The sequence below is a fragment of the Streptomyces cyaneochromogenes genome, assembly GCF_003963535.1.
Classification (GTDB): domain Bacteria; phylum Actinomycetota; class Actinomycetes; order Streptomycetales; family Streptomycetaceae; genus Streptomyces; species Streptomyces shaanxiensis.
This window is the reverse complement of sequence record NZ_CP034539.1, coordinates 1,960,820-1,979,943: the sequence shown is the minus strand read 5'-3', so window position 1 is coordinate 1,979,943 and position 19,124 is coordinate 1,960,820. Positions and strand designations below refer to the sequence as shown.

18 protein-coding genes are annotated in these 19,124 nt (G+C 71.7%); 14 read left to right on the top strand and 4 right to left on the bottom strand.

Features of this window, described 5'->3' with window-relative positions:
- Positions 1–15: 15 nt before the first annotated feature.
- From EJ357_RS08685 to EJ357_RS08675, 3 genes are all read left to right on the top strand, one after another.
- Positions 16–582, top strand: coding sequence for a TetR/AcrR family transcriptional regulator (locus EJ357_RS08685; protein WP_175647340.1), 567 nt, complete (start codon positions 16–18; stop codon positions 580–582).
- Positions 579–2,105 carry an MFS transporter gene (locus tag EJ357_RS08680; RefSeq protein ID WP_126390260.1) on the top strand — a complete coding sequence of 509 codons (1,527 nt, stop codon included), beginning with the start codon at positions 579–581 and terminating at the stop codon, positions 2,103–2,105. The genes EJ357_RS08685 and EJ357_RS08680 overlap by 4 nt, the downstream gene beginning before the upstream one ends.
- A gap of 226 nt (positions 2,106–2,331) precedes the next feature.
- Positions 2,332–3,003, top strand: a complete 672-nt coding sequence (locus EJ357_RS08675; protein WP_228473013.1) for a sensor histidine kinase — start codon at positions 2,332–2,334, stop codon at positions 3,001–3,003.
- A gap of 164 nt (positions 3,004–3,167) precedes the next feature.
- Here EJ357_RS08675 and EJ357_RS08670 read toward each other — a convergent pair whose 3' ends face one another.
- Entirely contained in the window at positions 3,168–3,842 is a 675-nt protein-coding gene (locus EJ357_RS08670; RefSeq protein WP_126390258.1) for a lysophospholipid acyltransferase family protein, read from the bottom strand.
- Between the two features lie 402 nt (positions 3,843–4,244).
- On the opposite strand from EJ357_RS08670, the gene EJ357_RS08665 reads away from it, so the two are divergent.
- From EJ357_RS08665 to EJ357_RS08655, 3 genes are all read left to right on the top strand, one after another.
- Positions 4,245–5,414 carry a glycerophosphodiester phosphodiesterase gene (locus tag EJ357_RS08665; protein WP_126390256.1) on the top strand — a complete coding sequence of 390 codons (1,170 nt, stop codon included), beginning with the start codon at positions 4,245–4,247 and terminating at the stop codon, positions 5,412–5,414.
- 74 nt (positions 5,415–5,488) lie between these two features.
- Complete coding sequence (locus EJ357_RS08660; RefSeq protein ID WP_126390254.1) at positions 5,489–5,995, top strand: sigma-70 family RNA polymerase sigma factor; 507 nt, start codon at positions 5,489–5,491, stop codon at positions 5,993–5,995.
- A gap of 45 nt (positions 5,996–6,040) precedes the next feature.
- Positions 6,041–6,538 (top strand): GNAT family N-acetyltransferase, encoded by a 498-nt coding sequence (locus EJ357_RS08655; protein WP_126399305.1) that lies wholly within the window; start codon positions 6,041–6,043, stop codon positions 6,536–6,538.
- Positions 6,539–6,544: 6 nt separating this feature from the next.
- Here the strand turns inward: EJ357_RS08655 and EJ357_RS08650 are convergent, their stop codons facing one another.
- The 3 genes from EJ357_RS08650 to EJ357_RS48195 form a co-directional block, all read right to left on the bottom strand.
- Positions 6,545–6,982, bottom strand: coding sequence for a hypothetical protein (locus EJ357_RS08650; protein WP_407698473.1), 438 nt, complete (start codon positions 6,980–6,982; stop codon positions 6,545–6,547).
- Complete coding sequence (locus tag EJ357_RS08645; RefSeq protein WP_126390251.1) at positions 6,963–7,322, bottom strand: hypothetical protein; 360 nt, start codon at positions 7,320–7,322, stop codon at positions 6,963–6,965. The genes EJ357_RS08650 and EJ357_RS08645 overlap by 20 nt, the downstream gene beginning before the upstream one ends.
- Positions 7,323–7,407: 85 nt before the next feature.
- Positions 7,408–7,557, bottom strand: coding sequence for a hypothetical protein (locus tag EJ357_RS48195; RefSeq protein ID WP_175647339.1), 150 nt, complete (start codon positions 7,555–7,557; stop codon positions 7,408–7,410).
- A 64-nt stretch (positions 7,558–7,621) separates the two neighbouring features.
- Between EJ357_RS48195 and EJ357_RS08640 the strand changes: the two genes are divergently transcribed.
- The 8 genes from EJ357_RS08640 to cobT all read left to right on the top strand — a co-directional run bounded on the left by EJ357_RS08640 (position 7,622) and on the right by cobT (position 19,087).
- On the top strand, positions 7,622–8,272 hold the full coding sequence (locus tag EJ357_RS08640) for an HAD-IA family hydrolase (protein WP_126390249.1): 651 nt from the start codon (positions 7,622–7,624) through the stop codon (positions 8,270–8,272).
- 389 nt (positions 8,273–8,661) lie between these two features.
- Positions 8,662–9,693, top strand: a complete 1,032-nt coding sequence (locus tag EJ357_RS08635; RefSeq protein ID WP_126390247.1) for a methionine ABC transporter ATP-binding protein — start codon at positions 8,662–8,664, stop codon at positions 9,691–9,693.
- Positions 9,690–10,415 carry a methionine ABC transporter permease gene (locus EJ357_RS08630; protein ID WP_126390245.1) on the top strand — a complete coding sequence of 242 codons (726 nt, stop codon included), beginning with the start codon at positions 9,690–9,692 and terminating at the stop codon, positions 10,413–10,415. Before EJ357_RS08635 ends, EJ357_RS08630 begins: the two co-directional genes overlap by 4 nt.
- Positions 10,416–10,489: 74 nt before the next feature.
- Positions 10,490–11,323: a MetQ/NlpA family ABC transporter substrate-binding protein gene (locus tag EJ357_RS08625; RefSeq protein WP_126390244.1), complete on the top strand. Its 834-nt coding sequence runs from the start codon at positions 10,490–10,492 to the stop codon at positions 11,321–11,323.
- Between the two features lie 5 nt (positions 11,324–11,328).
- On the top strand, positions 11,329–12,150 hold the full coding sequence (locus EJ357_RS08620; protein WP_126390242.1) for a MetQ/NlpA family ABC transporter substrate-binding protein: 822 nt from the start codon (positions 11,329–11,331) through the stop codon (positions 12,148–12,150).
- Positions 12,151–12,291: 141 nt separating this feature from the next.
- Positions 12,292–12,930 carry a GNAT family N-acetyltransferase gene (locus EJ357_RS08615; protein WP_126390240.1) on the top strand — a complete coding sequence of 213 codons (639 nt, stop codon included), beginning with the start codon at positions 12,292–12,294 and terminating at the stop codon, positions 12,928–12,930.
- Between the two features lie 115 nt (positions 12,931–13,045).
- Positions 13,046–14,257, top strand: a complete 1,212-nt coding sequence (gene cbiE, locus EJ357_RS08610) for a precorrin-6y C5,15-methyltransferase (decarboxylating) subunit CbiE (RefSeq protein WP_126390238.1) — start codon at positions 13,046–13,048, stop codon at positions 14,255–14,257.
- A gap of 369 nt (positions 14,258–14,626) precedes the next feature.
- On the top strand, positions 14,627–19,087 hold the full coding sequence (gene cobT, locus EJ357_RS08605) for a nicotinate-nucleotide--dimethylbenzimidazole phosphoribosyltransferase (RefSeq protein WP_126390236.1): 4,461 nt from the start codon (positions 14,627–14,629) through the stop codon (positions 19,085–19,087).
- Positions 19,088–19,124 lie beyond the last annotated feature (37 nt).

The following is a 19,124-nucleotide window of genomic DNA, read 5'->3' as shown; positions in this document are numbered from 1 at the left end:
CGCTACTCTTGTCTCATGGCCGTCGATCGTGATCACGTACTGCGCACCGCCGCAGCCCTGCTGACCCGCAAATCCACCGCCACCATGGACGAGGTCGCCAAGGCGGCCGGGATCAGCCGTGCCACGCTGCACCGGCACTTCGCCGGGCGCGACGCCCTCGTACGGGCGCTGGAGTCGCTCGGCATCGCGGAGTGCGAGGCCGCGCTGGACGCGGCCCGCCCCGACGAGGGGGCGGCGCGCGACGCCGTGCACCGGCTGGTCCGCGAGATCGAGCCCGCGGCCGCACTGCTGGCGTTCCTCTACACGGAGAACCAGCTGTTCGAGGGCGAGGAGCAGAACGCGGGCTGGGCCCGCATCGACGACCGCATCGCCGCGCTGTTCCGGCGCGGCCAGCAGAGCGGTGAGTTCCGTATCGACCTCACCCCGGCCTGGCTCACCGAGGCGCTCTACGGCCTGCTGGCCTCCGGGGCCTGGGCGGTCTCGGAGGGCAGGGTCGCCCGCAACGACTTCACCCACATGATCGTCGAGCTGCTGCTCGGCGGCGCACTGCGTCAACCCGAACAACCGAGAGAGGAATCATGACCAGCACCCTGCAGCCGGCGACCACGACCGAGGCGGTGACCAAGCGCCCCGGCCGTTGGCTGGCGCTGTCCGTCCTCGTCCTCGCCGTGCTGCTGGTGGCCGTCGACGCGACCGTCCTCGGCCTCGCGACCCCCTACATCAGCGAGGACCTGAAGCCCACCGGGAACCAGCTCCTGTGGATAGGCGACGTCTACTCCTTCGTGATCGCGGGCCTGCTCGTGTCGATGGGCAGCCTGGGCGACCGCATGGGCCGCAAGCGGATCCTGCTCGTCGGCGCCACGGCGTTCGGCGCGATATCCGTGCTCAACGCCTACGCGACGACGCCCGAACTGATGATCGCGGCCCGGGCGTTGCTCGGTGTCGCGGGCGCGACCCTGATGCCCGCCACCCTCGCCCTGATCCGCAACCTCTTCCACGACCCGCGCGAGCGCAGCCTCGCCATCGGCATCTGGGGCGCGACCGCCTCCGCCGGTACGGCCGTCGGCCCGATCGTCGGTGGCTTCCTGCTCGAACACTTCTGGTGGGGCTCGGTCTTCCTGATCAACCTGCCGGTCATGGTGGTCCTCGTCCTCGTCGGCATCAAGCTGCTGCCCGAGTCCCGGAACCCGAGTCCCGGTCCGTGGGACCTGATCAGCGTCGCCCTGTCGCTCGTCGGCATGATCGGTGTGGTGTACGCCGTCAAGGAGGCGGCCTCCCACGGCTTCACCTGGGCCACGCTCGCCGCGGGCCTGCTGGGCGCGGCCGCGCTGTACGGCTTCGTACGCCGCCAACTCACCCTGCCGACCCCGCTGCTGGACATGCGGCTGTTCCGCCGCCGTGGCTTCAGCGGCGCCGTGCTCGCCGACCTGCTGACCATCCTCGGCCTGTCCGGCCTGGTGTTCTTCCTCTCCCAGTTCCTGCAACTCGTGCAGGGCAGGGGCCCGTTGGAGGCGGGTCTCGCCGAACTGCCGGCCGCGATCGGTGCGGTCGTGGCCGGTCTGATCGCCGGCCGCGTGGCCCGCCGCTACTCAGTACGGGCCGTGGTCTCCGGCGGCCTGGCGGCGATCGGCCTCGCCCTGGCCGTGCTCACGGTGATCGACCGCTCGACGGGCTACCCCCTGCTCGGGGCCGCCCTGCTGGTGGTCGGCGTCGGCGCGGGCTTCTCCTTCACGGTGACGTCGGACGTGATCCTCTCCAGCGTGCCGAAGGAGCAGGCGGGCGCCGCGTCCGCGGTGTCGGAAACGGCGTACGAGCTGGGCGCGGCCATGGGAATCGCCGTACTGGGATCGATCGTGACCGGCGTGTACCGCGGGTTCTCCGGCCCGGTGGGCACACCGGCGGAGGCCCACGAGTCGTTGGGCGGCGCGGTGGAGGCGGCGGCGGGTATGCCGGCGCAGACGTCCGAGGCGATGCTGGAAGCGGCCCGCAGTTCCTTCGTCGACGGTCTCGCCGTCGCGGCGGGAGCAGGGGCGGCCGTACTGCTCGCCGCAGCGTTGGCAGCATGGTTCCTCCTCCGCGGCCAACGGTTGGACGGCCGACCCTAGGGGCGCGGGGCCGTATCGAGGTGCGGCTCCGCCACGTGGGCGCGACCAGCCCCCACGGTCCGGCGGCGGCGGATCCGGCTCCCCGCGTTCACGCACACCATCCGCTTCCGCCTGACCGTCCTGTACCCCGGCCCTCCTCTTCGTCCTCACCGCCCTCGTCCTCGGCGGCACCTACCTCGCCGTCGAGCGCAGCGGCGAGGCGCACGCCGTCACCAAGCCGCTCTCCGTGACGGAGATCGTCAACGGCCGGGAGGTGGCGGAGTTCGACGCGGTCAAGGTCGCGGAGGTCGAGGCCGCCGTGAACTACGAGACGCTCGCCAGCTGCGCCGCTTCTCCTTCGCCGTCGCAAGCCTCGCCGTCGGCTGGATCCGGCCGCGCCCTGCGCCCCGTACACGAGATCTCCCGCACGGCCGCCGAGATCCAGGCCACCGACCTGTCCGAGCGCATCCACCTCAAGGGCCCGAAGGACGAGCTGCGCGACCTCGCCGAAACCGTCGACTCCATGCTCGACCGGCTCGACGAGGCGTTCCGCGCCCAGCGTCAGCTCATCGACGACGCCTCGCACGAACTGCGCAGCCCGCTCGCCGACATCCGCGCCAACCTGGACGCCGTACTGCTCGCCGAGGAGTCGGACGACGAGGATCGCCGTTCGGCGGCCCGCGGCGTGGACCGCGCGACCACCCGTATGACCCGGCTCGTCGAGGGCCTCCTGGCCACCGCCCGCCGCAACGCGCCCGCCCTCGCCGACGCCGACCTGGCCGCAGCGGCCGACGAGGCATGCGAGGAGTTCGCCCCGCTCGCCGCCGACCGCGGCCTCACCCTGCGCCGCCGCCTCTCACCCGGCCTCACCGTCATCGGCGACCACGACGCCCTGCGCCGCGCCGGCGTGCGGGGCTGAGCCTGGCGATCGTCCGGCAGATCTGGCACGGCGGTCAGGTGCGGTTGTTCTCGCGGGCGGGGGAGGGCTCGACGTTCGTGCTGTGGTTTCCCGCGCCCGGGTCTGAACACACGGACGGCGGGCCACCCGAAGTGCAGCCCGCCGTCTGAAGCTCTGCCGAGGAGTTACGCCGCCTCTTTGGCCTTGCTCGCGTACATGTCCACGTACTCCTGCCCGGACAGCCGCATGACCTCCGCCATCACGGAGTCGGTGACGGCCCGCAGGACATAACGGTCCCGGTCCATCCCCTCGTACCGCGAGAACTCCATCGCCTCACCGAACCGCACCGTCACCTTGCGCGGCCGGGGCATACCCGCCCCGCCCGGCTGGATCTTGTCCGTGCCGATCATGGCGAACGGGACGACCGGCGCCCCGGTCATGAGCGTGAGGCGCGCGATGCCCGTACGACCCCGGTACAGCCGCCCGTCGGGGGACCGTGTGCCCTCGGGGTAGATGCCGAAGACCTTGCCCTCCTCCAGGATCCGGCGTCCGGTCATCAGCGCCGCGACGCCGCCCCGGCCGCCGTCCCGGTCGACCGGGATCATGCCGACACCGGTGAAGAACCAGGCCATGAGGCGGCCCTTGACGCCCTTGCCGGTGACGTACTCGTCCTTGCCGATGAAGAGGACCTGACGGTCGCAGACCAGCGGCAGGATCATCGAGTCGATGAAGGTCAGGTGGTTGCCGGCCAGGATGACCGGACCGTCGCCCGGGATGTGCTCCGCGCCCTCCACCTGTGGGCGGAACATCAGGCGCATGATCGGTCCGAGCACTGCCTTGATGAGCGCGAAGCGGGACAACGGGCCCTCCGGTGTCAAGGGATTCGTAGAAGTCTGTGCAGGTGAGGACGATACTCGCGGTTCCCGGGATCCCGCACATCGGGTGCGCCGACTTCACCGACGTCTTACGCACTGTTGACGCTGGTTTACCTGCGGTGGCGCGCCGAGGGCGGCACGTAACGCGCCCGCCACGGTGTGACGGACATCGCCCTCGGGGCATACCGGACGCGTTCCCCGTGTCCGGGAACCGAATCCGACGGGCCGTCATCACTCCCTTCACGTACGACATCCAGCGTCACCCGCGCGTTCCGCCGGAGGTCTCCCGTCCGTCATGTACACGCACCTAGGATCGGCCCGCACCACGGCGCGCCCCGGAGGCGGAGCCGAACGAAGAAGTCGAACGGACGGGCAGGAAGGGCGCTCATGGGAACGCAGGAGAACGAGCAGGCTGGCGGGACCGGACGGCGGATGCTTCTCGGCGCGGCCGTGCTCGGCGCGGGCGGCGCGGTCCTGGGGCTGTCCGGTACGGCGAAGGCGGCGGAGGCCCGGCACGGTGGCGGGGGCGGTGGCCTGAAGAGCCTGCCCAAGCCGACGATCATCGGCCACCGCGGCGCCAGCGGCTACCGGCCCGAGCACACCCTGGGCTCCTACCAGCTGGCCCTCGACATGGGCGCGGACATCGTCGAGGCGGGCGATCTCGTGCCCACCAAGGACGGCCACCTGGTCTGCCGGCACGAGCCGGAGATCGGCGGCACGACCGACGTCGCCGCCCACCCCGAGTTCGCCGACCGCAAGAAGACCAAGCTCCTCGACGGCGTCTCCACCACCGGCTGGTTCACCGAGGACTTCACGCTCGCCGAGCTGAAGACCCTGCGCGCGACCGAGCGCATCCCGGCCAACCGCCCGCACAACACCCTCTACAACGGCCGCTGGGAGATCCCCACCTTCGAAGAGGTCCTGAAGTGGCAGGACGAGCAGACCCGCAAGCGCGGCAAGCAGGTCTGGATCTACCCCGAGCTCAAGCACCCCACCTACTTCCGCAAGCTGGGCCTCGGCCTGGAGGAGCGGATCGCCAAGGTGCTGCACAAGCACGGCAAGGACCGGCGAACCTCCCCGGTCATCATCCAGTCCTTCGAGCCGACCAGCATCCAGCGCCTGAACAAGCTGGTCGACAACCCGCTCGTGGTCCTGCTCTCCGGCCCGACCACCCGCCCCTGGGACTTCATCGAGACGGGCGACCCGCGCACCGTGGCCGACCTGGTCAAGCCGGCCGGCCTGCGCGAGATCGCCTCCTACGCCCAGGGCCTCGGCACCACCCTGGACCTGATCATCCCGAGGGACGCGAACGGCAACCTCACCACGCCCACCACGCTGGTGAACGACGCGCACAAGGTCGGCCTGCTCCTGCACCCCTGGACCATGCGCAACGAGAACCCCTTCCTGCCCGCGAACTTCCGCAAGGGCACCGACCCGGACGCCTACGGCGACGTCTTCGGCGCCTACAAGACGTACTTCGCGACCGGCATCGACGGCGTCTTCACCGACAATCCGGACACCGGCGTGCTGGCCCGCGAGGACTTCGTCAACGGCTGAGACCCACGCCCCGGTTGGGGTGAGCGTCGGCCGCCCGGGCAACCTCGCGCCCGGGCGGCCGCGTCGTGCCGCATATGACGGACGACCTGCTTGCCGTGCTGCGCCCCCTGCTCACCGCCGAGGCCTCGGCCGAGGCACCCGCCTCCGGAGCGGAGCCCGCGGACCTGGAACAGGCGGTCTGGCTCCGCCTCCTCGAACGCCTCGACTCGCACGGCCCGCCCGTGGACCCGCCGGGCTGGCTGCGCAGGGCCGTTCGCGCCGAGGCGCGCCGCAGCCGCCGTACGACGCGGTTCGAACGGCCGTATGAGCGCGAGCCGGCGGACGAGCGTGCCCACGACCCGGAACACCTGGCCCTCACGGCCGCCCGCCACCGCGCCCTGCGCGAAGCGGTCCGCCGACTCCCCGGCCGCTGCCCCGCGCTCGTGGAGGCCCTCCTCTCCCCGGACGACCTGACATACCGGGAAATCGCGGGGGAGTTGGGTATCTCACAGGGCAGTCTTGGTCCAGAACGTTCCAGATGCCTGGGATGTCTGCGTCGTTTGCTCACACCGGAGGTTGCGGCCCGCGGAGCGCGGGGATAGGAGTGAGGGACAACAGGCGATCAGGTGAGCGAGGGGCGTGCGCACATGGGCATGAGCGTGACCATCTCGGCGGCGACCGAGCAGGACGCGGAGCAGATCTTCAGGCTGCAGTACCTGTGCTTCCAGAGCGAGGCGGCGCTGTACGGCAACTACCGCATCGACCCGCTGGTCCAAACCCTGGACTCGGTCCGCGCGGAGGTCGTCGGGGACTGCGTCTTCGTGGCGCGGCTGGGCGACGAGGTCGTCGGCTCGGTCCGCGGCAGCGTCACCGCGGACGGCGCCGCCGCCATCGGCAAGCTCTGCGTGCACCCCCGCCTCCAGGGCCACGGCATCGGTGCCAGGCTGCTGCGCGCAGCCGAGTCCGCCCTCACCGAACAGCGCGGTGCCAAGAGGTTCCGCCTGGAGGCCGGCCACCGCAGCGAGGGCAACCTCCGTCTGTACCGCAAGGTGGGCTACGAGGCGGTGGGCACGTCGAAGGGCGCGGACGGGGTGCCGATGATCGTCCTGGAGAAGCCGGCGGGGGCGTACGCCGCCACTGCTTGAGTTCCCTTACCGGGCGCGTGCCTTGCGCAGCCAGTACATGGCCGACAGGGGCAGCAGGACGGGGATGAACAGATACCCCATGCCGTAGTCGGACCAGACGGTCGCGTCGGGGAACGCCGAGGGTTCCACCAGCGTCCAGGTGCCGACGACCACAACGCCCGCGAGCTCGGCGGCGCAGCAGACCAGCGCCGCCCTGCGGGCTTTTTCGCCGCCCCTGACAAGGGTGTACGTGATGAAGCCGTAGACGAGACCGGCGACCGCCGACAGCGAGTAGGCGAGCGGCGCCCGGTCGAACTCCGTCGCGATCTGGTACGCCGATCGCGACACGGCCCCGACGACCATCACGCCGTACAGCCAGACGAGCAACATCCCCGGCCCGCTGATCAGCCGCGTCCTGGTCGGCTTCTCCTCCGTCACGGCCACCTCAGCCTCCCCAGATGTCATAGAGCCGCACTTCCAGCACGGCCAGCACCACACCGCCGGCGGCGACCGTCACCGAACCCCATTTGCTGCGCTCGGCCAGCGACATGAACCCGGCGGCCGGAACGCACGCGAACGCGCCCAGCAGATACGCCACGAAGATCGTCGTGCCCTGCTCCGGCTTCTCACCCTGCGCCAGCAGCACGATCCCGGCCACCAACTGCACCAGGGTCAGCACCGTCACCACGGCCATCCCGATGAAGTGCCAGTCCTTCGTCGGCTGGTCACGGTATGCCGCCCACCCGCACCAGGCGGCGAGCAGCAGCGCGGCGACACCGGTCACCAGCGTCAGGGCATCAAGCATGTGGCGAGCCTATTACGGTCCAAAAGGCCTGATGCGGCCGCCCCCGCCCGTCAGCCGCCCGCCCCGTCGGCGACGAGACCACCGTTCACGGCCCGCCGCCACAGCCGGTGCCGCCACTCGTTCTCGTCGGCCGCGGGCCGGGCCGTGCGTCCACCCGCCGGTCGATCTCGTCGCCCTCGGCGTCCGTGTCGGGCAGCGGTCCGTCGGCCACGAAGGCCTGTACCTCCGGTCTCACGCGGGCATGATCGACGCCCGAGGCCGTGTCGGGCAAGCTCCCACGGCCCCGTAGGGTCTAGACCATGACGATCCACGCGCGCGCTCTCCTGTTCGACAACGACGGCACCCTCGTCTCCTCTCTCGCCTCCGTGGACCGCTGCTGGACACGCTGGGCCGAGGAGTACGGCATCACCGCCGAGGAGTTCGGCCGGATCGAGCTGCACGGGCGGCCCGCCGTCGAGATAGCCGCCGACCTGCTGCCCGCCGACATCGTGCCGGAGGCCCTCGCACGGATCGAGACGCTGGAGGTGGAGGACGTACCGAACGGCGGTGTGCATCTGCTGCCCGGCACCAAGGCCTTCCTCGACTCGCTGCCCGCCGACCGCTGGGCCGTCGTCACCTCCGCCACCCGGCGGCTCGCCGAGGCCCGGCTCGACGCGGTCGGGATCCTCCCCAAGACCATGGTCACCGCCGACGACATCACCCGCGGCAAGCCCGACCCCGAGCCCTACCTCCTCGCCGCCCGGGAACTGGGCGTCGACCCGGCCCACTGCGTCGTCTTCGAGGACGCCCCCGCGGGCCTCGCGGCCGGTCGCGCCGCCGGCATGACCACCGTGGCGTTGACCACAACCCACCAGGCCCACGAGCTCGATGCCGACCTGGTCGTGCGGGACCTGTCCGCCCTGTCGGCGCTGGTCACCGCCGGGGGCGTGGAGATCTCCGTCCGCGGCTGACGACTGTCCGCCGCTGTCCAGCATGCGGACAGCGGCGGTCGGTAAGGACCGTACGTCTGGTTTACTGATCGCATGACCACGACGAGCTGCCGCACCGCTGCGACCGAGGCGACCATGACGCCCGGTGCTCGTTGTATGTGTCGAATGTGCGCCTTCTAGAGGGCCCCTGCACCACCCTGAGCCTCGCGCCCCGAAGCGAGAGCCCGCTCATGTCCGCCCGTACGTCCGCGTACGGGACCGATGACTGAGCACTGCCCCGCGCACACGATTCTCCACTCCGGTTCCACCGCGCCTGCGAGAACCGTGCTGCGTTCCGGCTGCCTTCGACCACGAATGCCCCGTGCCCGGCGCCCACGATGCGCCGCGCACTCGACAGTGACGGAAACCCAGTGATCACCACATCGGGCCTCACCAAGGTCTACCGCTCGCGCGGTCGCGAGGTCACCGCCCTCGACGGCGTCGATCTGCATGTCCGCGAAGGCGAGGTGTACGGCGTCATCGGCCAGTCCGGCGCCGGCAAGTCCTCGCTCATCCGCTGCGTCAACCTGCTGGAACGCCCCACCGCCGGGACGGTGACCGTCGCCGGACAGGACCTCACCGCCCTCGCGGGGCGCGGGCCCCGGGCCGGCAAGGAACTCCGGCAGGCCCGCAGCCGTATCGGCATGGTCTTCCAGCACTTCAACCTGCTGTCCTCCCGGACGGTCCAGGACAACGTCGAGCTTCCGCTGGAAATCCTCGGCAAGTCCGGGAAGGAACGCTCCCGCAAGGCACTTGAGCTGCTCGACCTGGTGGGTCTGTCGGACAAGGCCAAGGCCTACCCCGCCCAGCTCTCCGGTGGTCAGAAGCAGCGCGTCGGCATCGCCCGCGCCCTGGCCGGCGACCCCAAGGTGCTGCTCTCCGACGAGGCGACCAGCGCCCTCGACCCGGAGACCACCCGCTCCATCCTCCAGCTGCTGCGCGACCTGAACCGGCAGCTGGGCCTGACCGTTCTGCTCATCACCCACGAGATGGACGTCGTGAAGTCGATCTGCGACTCGGCCGCGCTCATGGAGCAGGGCCGCATCGTCGAGTCCGGCACGGTCAGCGAGCTGCTCGCGACCCCCGGATCGGAACTGGCCGCCGCCCTCTTCCCGGTGGACGGCGAGGCCACCGGCGACGACCGCACCGTCGTCGATGTCACCTTCCAGGGCGAGGCGGCCACCCAGCCGGTCATCTCCCAGCTCTCGCGCACCTACAACATCGACATCTCGATCCTCGGCGCCGCCATCGACACCGTCGGCGGCCTCCAGGTCGGCCGGATGCGCATCGAACTGCCCGGCCGCTACGAGGACAACGTCGTACCCATCGGCTTCCTGCGCGAACAGGGCCTGCAGATCGACGTCGTCAATGAGCCCCTGTTGGTCAAGGAAGGTGCCAAGTGACCTGGTCCGAGATGCAGCCCCTGCTGGAGCAGGCGTGTTGGGACACCCTCTACATGGTCGGCTGGTCCACCCTCATAGCCGTCGTCGGCGGCCTCCCGCTCGGCGTCCTCCTCGTCCTCACCGACCGGGGCGGGCTCCTGCAGAACGTCCTCGCCAACAAGGTCATCGGGCAGATCGTGAACGTCGCCCGGTCGATGCCGTTCATCATCCTGATGGTCGCCCTGATGAGCTTCACGCGCTGGGTCACGGGGACCACCATCGGCCGCGAGGCCGCCATCGTGCCGCTCGCGATCGGCGCGATCCCGTTCTTCGCGCGCCTCGTCGAGACGGCTGTCCGCGAGGTGGACGGCGGGCTCGTCGAGGCCGTGCAGTCCATGGGCGGCAACACCTGGACCGTCGTACGCAAGGTCCTGGTACCGGAGTCCCTGCCGTCCCTCATCGCCAGCACCACGACCACGATCGTCGCCCTGATCGGCTACTCGGCCATGGCCGGCACGGTCGGCGCCGGCGGCCTCGGCGACATCGCCATCCGCTACGGCTACCAGCGCTTCGAGACCGAGCTGATGTGGCTCACCGTCGCGGTCCTCGCCGTCGTCATCTCCCTCATCCAGTTCGCCGGCGACTACGCGGCCCGCTCCCTGCACCGCCGCGGCGGCCGCTCGGGCGCGGCGCCGAAGCTGCGGCTGCTGAAGGCGTCCACGGCGACGAGCAAGAGCGCCTGAGCACCGGCACAGCCCCCAGAACTCCCCGCACACCCGACGCGGGGTCGCATCACCCATAAGGAAAGGCACTTTTCGTGCGTAACACCGCCAAGATCACCACTGCCGCCCTCGCCGCCGGAGCCCTCACCCTCGGGCTCACCGCCTGCGGCTCGGACAAGGACTCCGGGAGCGACGCGAGCGGCACGCTGACGGTCGCCGCCACGCCCACCCCGCAGGGCGAGATCCTCAGCTACATCAAGGACAACCTCGCGAAGAAGGCCGGCCTCGAACTCGAGATCAAGGAGTTCACCGACTACACGCTGCCGAACACGGCCGTCCAGCAGGGTGAGGTCGACGCCAACTACTTCCAGCACCAGCCGTACCTGGACGACTTCAACAAGAAGAACGGCACCGACATCGTGGCCGTGCCGAACGCCACGGTGCACCTTGAGCCGCTCGGCCTGTACTCCCAGGGCGTCAAGAAGCTCACGGACCTCAAGAAGGGCGCCACGATCGCCCTGCCGAACGACACCACCAACGAGGCCCGCGCGCTGAAGCTGCTGGAAGCCAACGGCGTGATCAAGCTGAAGGCGGGCGTCGGCTACGAAGCGACCCCCAAGGACATCGCCTCCAACCCCAAGAACCTCCAGTTCAAGGAGCTCGAGGCGGCCCAGCTGCCGCGCTCCCTCGGCGACGTCGACGCCGCCGTCATCAACGGCAACTACGCGCTGGAGGCCGACCTCAGCCCGGCCAAGGACGCCATCGCCGCCGAGTCGCCCAAGGACAACCCCTACGGCAACTTCCTCGCCGTGAAGGAGGGCAACGAGGACGACCCGCGGGTACAGAAGCTCGCGAAGCTGCTCACCTCGCCCGAGGTGAAGAAGTTCATCGAGGACAAGTACGACGGCGCCGTCGTCGCGGCCTTCTGACCGACATGAAGCGCAGCACCGTACCGCTGACGGCCACGCTGGCACTCGGCCTGACCCTCACCGCCTGCGGCTCGGGCTCCTCCGGTGGCGCCGCCGACGACACCCTGGTCGTCGGCGCCACCGCGGTCCCGGCCGGCGAGGTCCTGACGTACATCAAGGACAACCTCGCCGAGAAGGCGGGCCTCGACCTGGAGATCAGGGAGTTCACGGACTACGTCCTGCCGAACACCGCGCTCCAGGAGGGCTCGCTCGACGCGAACCTGTACCAGAACAAGCCCTACCTGGACGACTTCAACCAGTCCAAGGGCACCGACCTGGTCCCGGTCGTCGACGCCTATCTGCCGCCCATGGGCGTCTACTCGAACAAGGTCACCGACGTCACCAAGCTTGCCGACGGAGCCACCGTCGCCGTGCCGAACGACACCACCAACGAGGGCCGCGCCCTGAAACTCCTCGCCTCCAAGGGCGTCATCACGCTCAAGGAGGGCGCGGGCACGGACGCGTCCCCGGCGGACATCGCCGCCAACCCCGGGCACCTGAAGTTCAAGGAGCTCGAACCCGCCCAGCTGCCGCGCTCGCTCGACGACGTGGACGCGGCGGTCATCAACAACAACTACGCCCAGGACGCCGGCCTCAGCCCCACCGAGGACGCCATCCTGCTGGAGTCGGTGAAGGACAACCCCTACGCCAACCTCCTGGCCGTGAAGACGGGCGACGAGGACGACCCGCGGGTGCGCAAGCTCGCGAAGCTCCTCACGTCCTCCGAGGTGAAGAAGTTCATCGAGGTCAAGTACAAGGGCTCGGTCCTGCCGGTCGCGTCGGGCTGACGGCGCGTATACGGCGTATCGGTACGCACAGGGTCCACTCGCTCACTTGGAGTGGACCCTGTCGTGCGGTTCAGTGCTTTCATGCTGCATGCTGGGCAGTTCAGCAGCCCTGAAGGTTTTCCGAAGGTTACGGAGCGGCGCATGACTAGCACCTTCCCCAACATCTCCATCAGCACGGAGCGGTTGGTGCTGCGCCCCCTCGACGAGGACGACGTGCCGGCGCTGGCCGAGATGATGAACGACGAGCAGGTCGGCGCCTGGACCGACGTCCCCCAGCCCTACACGGAGGACGGCGCCCGCACCTGGATCACCGACTACGCCCCCACCGAGCGGGCGGCCGGGCGAGGACTCGACCTCGCCGTCACCGAGTTCCTCACCCAGCGCCTGGTCGGCGTCGTCCAGCTCGCCAAGACGAACTGGCATGTGCGGTCGACGGAACTGTCGTACATAGTCGCCCCCTGGGCCCGCGGCGAGGGCTACGCCTCCGAGGCCGCCCTGGCCACCGCCCAATGGCTGTTCAACGACCAGAAGTTCGAACGCATCGAACTGCGCACGGCCGCCGACAACACCGCCTCCCAGCAGGTCGCCCAGAAGATCGGCTGTATCAGCGAGGGCGTCCTGCGCAACGCGTGCATAGCGCACGTCCGCAGGGACGACGGCACCTGGGTCGACGTACGCACCGACTTCATCGTGTGGAGCCTGCTCCCGGAGGACCTCGACGGAGCCGGCGAGCAACTGGCCGACACCGGCGGCTTCACCTCGTTCGACCAGTGGAACTGACGGGAGAGGGACCCACGGGCACGGGTGGTGCCGTAACGGCGACCAGGTACCCTCACGGAGCCTGCCCCTCGGGCAGCACCACGACGACCTGCGCAAACCCTGGAGACTGAGGACGATGGCCGACCGCGTCACGGTGATCGGCTGGGACGGCTCGCCGCTGACCGCCGCGGCACGCTCCGCCCTCGGTGCCGCCACGCTCGTGGCCGGTGCCGCCCACCACCTGTCGCTCCCCGAGGTGCCGCCCGCCGCCGAGCGCATCCGCCTCGGCAGCACCGCACTCGCCGCCCGCCGCATCGCCGGCCACCGCGGCACCGCGGTCGTCCTCGCCGACGGCGACCCCGGCTTCTTCGGAGTCGTACGGACCCTGCGCGCGCCCGAGTTCGGCCTGGAGGTCGAGGTCGTCCCCGCCGTCTCCTCGGTCGCCACCGCCTTCGCCCGGGCCGGCATGCCATGGGACGACGCACAGGTGGTCGTCGCACACCGTCGTACCCTGCGACGCGCGGTGAATGTGTGCCGCGCCCACACGAAGGTCGCCGTCCTCACCTCGCCCGGCGCCGGACCCGCCGAACTCGGCCTGCTCCTGGAAGGCGTCCACCGCACCTTCGTCATCTGCGAGGAACTGGGCACCGAACGCGAGCAGGTCACCGTAGTCACGTCCGACAAGGCCCCCGACCACGCGTGGCGCGACCCGAACGTCGTCATCGTCATCGGCGGCCGGGCCGGCGCGGGGGAGTCCGGGGGCTGGATCGCCGGACGCGACCCGTCCGCCTCGCCGCGCGGCTGGACCCTGCCCGCCGAGTCCTACGGCGGACTCATGGGCGAGGGCGAGCTGGAACCGCTGCGCACGGCCCAACTCGCCCGGCTCGGCCCGCGCGTCGGTGACCTCGTGTGGGACATCGGCTGCGGCAGCGGCGCCTTCGCCACCGAGGCGGCCCGGGCCGGCGCCGCCGTCATCGCCGTCGACCGCGACCCGCGCGCCTGCCAGCGCACCGAGGCCAACGCGCGCGGCTTCGGGGTCCAGCTGCAGATCGTCCACGGCATGGCCCCGCACGTCCTGGAGAACCTCCCCGAACCGGACGTCGTCCGCGTCGGCGGCGGGGGAGCCGCCGTCGTGTCCGCCGTCGCCGACCGGCGACCGCAGCGCATAGTCACGCACGCCGCGACCCGCGACGCCGCCGAACTCGTCGGCCGCGATCTGACCGAGCACGGCTACGACGTGGAGTGCGCGCTCCTGCAGTCCGTGGATCTCGACACGCGAGCCTGGACGGAGCGGGAGCGCACGGTCGCGTTCCTGCTCAGCGGGGTTCTGCCCGACCGTGCGGTATGACCGCGTACCTGTCCCGGTGATCCTGTTGTCGTACCGCTCGCGGTAGGCTGGCCGATCGTTGTACCGCACTCGGTCGCCCGGCGCTTCGTCGGTCAATGTCCGGAAAAACACGCCCCGTTTGGGGTGCGTGTGGTACGGCGGAACCGGTGGACGCGCAACGTGGCGCAGTCCACAGCGGACTGTCGCGGATCAACCTGTCGCGACGGCCGAATGGCCAGGACAATGCCTCTCAATGGCTTTGTCGCCTTTTTTGGGCGGGTCGTTCGTGCCGCTGGGCACGCACGCTCGTTCTTCACTGCGGGGGCGGTCGGTGCGCCGTTCCCGGGTGAGCTGGTCGTAGAAGCACTAACCGATGGGCGAGGGGTACGCATGACCGACACCGGCCAGGTCCCGGGCGAGGGACTGCCGGAGAGCGCAGGCATGGTGGAGCAGCCGGGCGCCCCCGCGGGGCACGGTGCGTACACCTACCTCTCCGAGACCACCGCCGAGGACGAAGACCTGCTGCTGCCCGGTTCCCAGGGCGCCTGGGGCAACGAGGTCGCCCCGCCCGCGCCGGAGCCGGTCCTCGAGGCCGTCCACGAGCCGGGCCCGCACGAGATGTCCGGCCGCGACAGCGGCTCGGTCGACCTCAGCGGGGTCCGCCTGCCGAACCCTTCGGCCCCGTCGACGCCGATCCCGCCCATCACACCCCGGCGCCCCCTCCACCTCGGTCCGCCCATCCCCGACGCCTCCGCCAGCCCGGTGCGCTCCCTCGCCGACCGCGGCGCCGTGGGCGTACCCGCACGCCACCCCGGGGCGACCGGTCCCGAGTACCTCGACCTCCCGCAGCACCGCGAGGCGTCGGCCCCGCAGACGGCCGCCCCCTGGGGCGCGTCGGCCCCCGGGCCGGCGGGTGTCGAGGCGGCGGCTGCCGAAACGGTTGTCCCGGCCGGGCAGCCGGTGGGCGCCGCGCAGGCGGTGGTGGCGCGGGTGGCCACGGAGGCCGTGGGCGCGGAGGGTGCTGCGCAGGCTGCGGCTTCGGAGGTCCCGCAAGGTGCCTCGGTGGGTGTGGCTGTACCGCAGGACGACATGCACGGCGGCCAGGTGCCCGCGGCCGGTGATGGCGTGCCGGGCGTTGACGCGGAATCGGTCGTTGGTGTGGAGCCGGGCGCGGACGGCGGTCAAGTTCCGGGAACGGGGCCGGTCGCGAGTGCCAGGGAGCCGGGCGTCGAAGCGCAGGTTCCGGGTGCCCATGCCGCGCATGGCCAGGACGTCGCTCAGTCGGCGGAGACCGCGGACGGCCCGACCGTCGCGGCCGCCGCTCCGGCCGGGGCCGGAGCTGACGCGGCAGCTGTGGCCGGTGCCGATTCAGGTGCCCCTTCGGTCGAGGTGACTCCGTCCGACGCCGGCGGCGGGGAGGTCCCGGTGAGCGGGGGCGAGCCGGACGCCGTACAGGACCCGGGAGTTGGCGACGCGCCCGAGGACGGGCAGCGCGTAGAGACTGAGCAGATTCCGGCCGGCGTGCCGGGCGCTGAGGGCGTGCCGGTTGCCGAGGGCGCGTACACCGTGGTTGCGGGCGCCCAGGCACCCGAAGCCGAGGCCGCGCAGGTTCCCGGCGGGGCCGTACCCGAGGCCGCGCCGCAGGGCGAGGCTGCTGCGGCCGAGGCGGTGCACGTCGCCGAGGCGGCCGCGCCTGAGGCTGCGCAGGCGGTCGCAGCGCCCGCAGCTGAAAACGAGCAGGTCCTCGCAGCGCCCGCCGCTCAGGGTGAGCAGCCCCTCGCAGCGCCCGCCGTTGAAGCTGACCAGGCCGTCGCAGCACCCAACGCTGAAGCAGAGCAGGTCCTCGCGGCACCCGCTCCCGAAGCCGTGCAGGCCCTCGCGGCACCCGCTCCCGATGCCGTGCAGGTGCCCGAGACGCCCGTCGTCGCTGCCGAGCAGACCCCTGGGGCTGCCTCCGCCGAGGCCGGGCAGACCCCCGGAGCTCCCTCCGCCCAGGCCGACCAGGTTGCCGGCGCCGCCGGACCCGAGGCTCTCGCCGAGAGCAGCGAAGGGCCCGCTCTCGAGCACGCCCCGGCCCCTGAGGCCGTCGAGGCCGTCCCGGCGGGCGAGGTCGCCCAGGTCGCAGCCGAGGGTGGCGCCCCGGCCCAGGGCCGGCCGACCCCCGAAGCCGTCCCCGGCCCGACGGCAGCCGAAGCGGCGCCGGCTCCCGGGCCCGCGGACGCCGAGCAGGTCGGCCAGGCGCCCCACGCCACCCACGACGCACCTGCGGCAGTAACCCCCGATCCGGCCCTCCACCCCGCGGGCCCCGAGCAGGCCCTCCAGCAGGAGGCCGAGCCCTCCACCCCGGTCGCGGAGCCCGTGGCGGACCCGAACCTCGCGCAGGTCCAGCAGCCGGCCCAGGACGGCACGCCCGCGGAGGCCGACGCGGCCCACGCCGCACAGGCCGTACCCACGACCGCCCCCGAAGCGGACGCCGACGTCGCGGTTCCGGCAGCCGGGATGCCCGCCGCCGAGCAGACCTCGGACATCCCCACCGAGTCGGCCGAGGCCCCCCAGCCGCTCGCCGCGGCCGCCGCCTCGACCACCACCCCCGACTCCGGCGCCCCGGATTCCGCCACCCAGCCTCCGGCGACCCCGGAATCGCCCGGTCCGCAGCCGTCCCCGGCGGACGTCGCACCGGCCGAGGTCCCCGAGCCGTTCGTCGCGGAACCCGCGGGACCGCAGCTCCAGCCCACTGCCCACTCCGCGCAGGCGTCCCACGACCCCCAGGGTCCGGCCCAACAGCCCGTCGGGCCCGCAGAGTTCGGTGCCGACGGCGACGCCACGACCGTTCTCCCCTCCGGCACCCCCCTGGAACCCGCGCCCGACCAGCCCCTGGGCCGGTTCGTCCCCGTCGACGGCTCGGTGCCGACCACCCCGCACCTCGCGCCGACTCCGCCGCAGCCGATCGTCCTCCCCGTGGAGGAGGCACCGCCTGTCGTCGCCACGGTCCCCGCACCCCGTGGGGCCGACCCCGACCTCGTACAGCACGCGGAGGACCTGGACACCCGGGCCGCCGACCAGGAAGACCCCCAGGAAGAGAGCACGGCCGCAGTGGAAGAAGTACGTCAGTCCACCGGCCCCGCCGCGCCCGCCTACGACGACGCCGAGCGCGAGGCCGTGCTCAAGGTCATGCGCGAGCGCCGCGACATCCGCAACGGCTTCCGCAGCGACCCGATCCCGCACGAGGTGCTGCTGCGCGTCCTGGAGGCCGCCCACACCGCGCCCTCCGTGGGTCACTCGCAGCCTTGGGACTTCGTGGTCATCCGTTCCGCCGAGACCCGGCGCACGATGCACGAACTGGCCCAGCGTCAGCGCGAGGCGTACGCCAAGTCCCTCCCCAAGGGCCGGGCCAAGCAGTTCAAGGAACTGAAGATCGAGGCCATCCTCGACACCCCGGTGAACATCGTCGTCACCGCCGACCCGACCCGCGGCGGCCGCCACACCCTCGGCCGCCACACCCAGCCGCAGATGGCGCCGTACTCCGCCGCCCTCGCGGTCGAGAACCTCTGGCTCGCCGCGCGCGCCGAGGGCCTCGGCGTCGGCTGGGTCAGCTTCTTCGACGAGCGCGAGATGGTCCGCGCCCTCGGCCTGCCCGAGCACCTGGAGGTCATCGCCTACCTCTGCGTCGGGTACGTCGACGAGTTCCCGGACGAGCCCGAGCTGATGCAGGCCGGCTGGTCCAAGCGCCGCCCGCTGTCGTGGGTCGTGCACGAGGAGACGTACGGCCGTCGCGCGCTGCCCGGCGAGGAGCCGCACGACCTGCTCGCCGAGACCGTCGCCCAGATCCGCCCGCTGGACGCCAAGGCGCTCGGCGAGGCCTGGGAACGGCAGAAGCGCATGACCAAGCCGGCCGGCGCGCTCGGCATGCTGGAGATCATCTCCGCCCAGCTGTCCGGCCTGTCCCGCCAGTGCCCGCCGCCGATCCCGGAGCCCGCGGCCGTCGCGATCTTCGCCGGTGACCACGGTGTGCACGCGCAGGGAGTCACCCCTTGGCCCCAGGAGGTGACGGCCCAGATGGTCGCCAACTTCCTCGGCGGCGGCGCGGTCTGCAACGCGTTCGCCGGCCAGGTCGGCGCCGAGGTCTGTGTCGTGGACGTCGGCGTGGCCGCGGACCTCCCCGCGACCCCCGGTCTGCTGCCCCGCAAGGTCCGCGCGGGCACCTCCGACATGACCACCGGTCCCGCGATGACCCGCGAGGAGGCCAAGCAGGCCATCGAGGTCGGTATCGAGACCGCCCGCGACCTGGTGGCGGCCGGCAACAAGGCCCTGCTCACCGGTGAGATGGGCATCGCCAACACGACCGCGTCGGCGGCCCTGATCTCCGTCTTCACGGACACAGACGCGGCCGAGGTGACCGGCCGCGGCACCGGCATCAACGACGAGACCCTGGCCCGCAAGACCGAGGTCGTCCGCCGCGCCATCGAGCTCCACCAGCCCGACCCCGCCGACCCCATCGGCGTCCTGGCGGCGATCGGCGGGTTCGAACACGCCGCCCTGGTCGGCCTCCTGCTCGGCGGCGCATCCCTGCGCACCCCGGTGATCCTGGACGGTGTCAGCGCCGGCGCCGCCGCCCTGGTCGCCCGCGCGATCGCCCCCGAGGTCCTGGCCGCCTGCATCGCGGGCCACCGCAGCGCCGAGCCCGGCCATGTGGCAGCCCTGAACAAGCTGGGCCTGCGCCCCCTGGTCGACCTCGACCTCCGCCTGGGCGAGGGCACGGGCGCGCTGCTGGCCCTGCCGTTGGTGCAGAGCACGGCGAGGGCGATGCACGAGGTGGCGACGTTCGATTCGGCGGGGGTAACCGAGAAGTAGCGGTCGCCGCGGCGCGGGAGGGGGACCCGTACAACAG

What these genes read in the sequence shown, in the direction of transcription:
- EJ357_RS08685 (WP_175647340.1), top strand. Translation starts at nt 16, where the DNA reads ATGGCCGTCGATCGTGATCACGTACTGCGCACCGCCGCAGCCCTGCTG.
- EJ357_RS08680 (WP_126390260.1), top strand. Translation starts at nt 579, where the DNA reads ATGACCAGCACCCTGCAGCCGGCGACCACGACCGAGGCGGTGACCAAG.
- EJ357_RS08665 (WP_126390256.1), top strand. Translation starts at nt 4,245, where the DNA reads ATGGGAACGCAGGAGAACGAGCAGGCTGGCGGGACCGGACGGCGGATG.
- EJ357_RS08660 (WP_126390254.1), top strand. Translation starts at nt 5,489, where the DNA reads ATGACGGACGACCTGCTTGCCGTGCTGCGCCCCCTGCTCACCGCCGAG.
- EJ357_RS08655 (WP_126399305.1), top strand. Translation starts at nt 6,041, where the DNA reads ATGGGCATGAGCGTGACCATCTCGGCGGCGACCGAGCAGGACGCGGAG.
- EJ357_RS08650 (WP_407698473.1), bottom strand. Translation starts at nt 6,982, where the DNA reads ATGACATCTGGGGAGGCTGAGGTGGCCGTGACGGAGGAGAAGCCGACC.
- EJ357_RS08645 (WP_126390251.1), bottom strand. Translation starts at nt 7,322, where the DNA reads ATGCTTGATGCCCTGACGCTGGTGACCGGTGTCGCCGCGCTGCTGCTC.
- EJ357_RS08640 (WP_126390249.1), top strand. Translation starts at nt 7,622, where the DNA reads ATGACGATCCACGCGCGCGCTCTCCTGTTCGACAACGACGGCACCCTC.
- EJ357_RS08620 (WP_126390242.1), top strand. Translation starts at nt 11,329, where the DNA reads ATGAAGCGCAGCACCGTACCGCTGACGGCCACGCTGGCACTCGGCCTG.
- EJ357_RS08615 (WP_126390240.1), top strand. Translation starts at nt 12,292, where the DNA reads ATGACTAGCACCTTCCCCAACATCTCCATCAGCACGGAGCGGTTGGTG.
- cbiE (WP_126390238.1), top strand. Translation starts at nt 13,046, where the DNA reads ATGGCCGACCGCGTCACGGTGATCGGCTGGGACGGCTCGCCGCTGACC.
- cobT (WP_126390236.1), top strand. Translation starts at nt 14,627, where the DNA reads ATGACCGACACCGGCCAGGTCCCGGGCGAGGGACTGCCGGAGAGCGCA.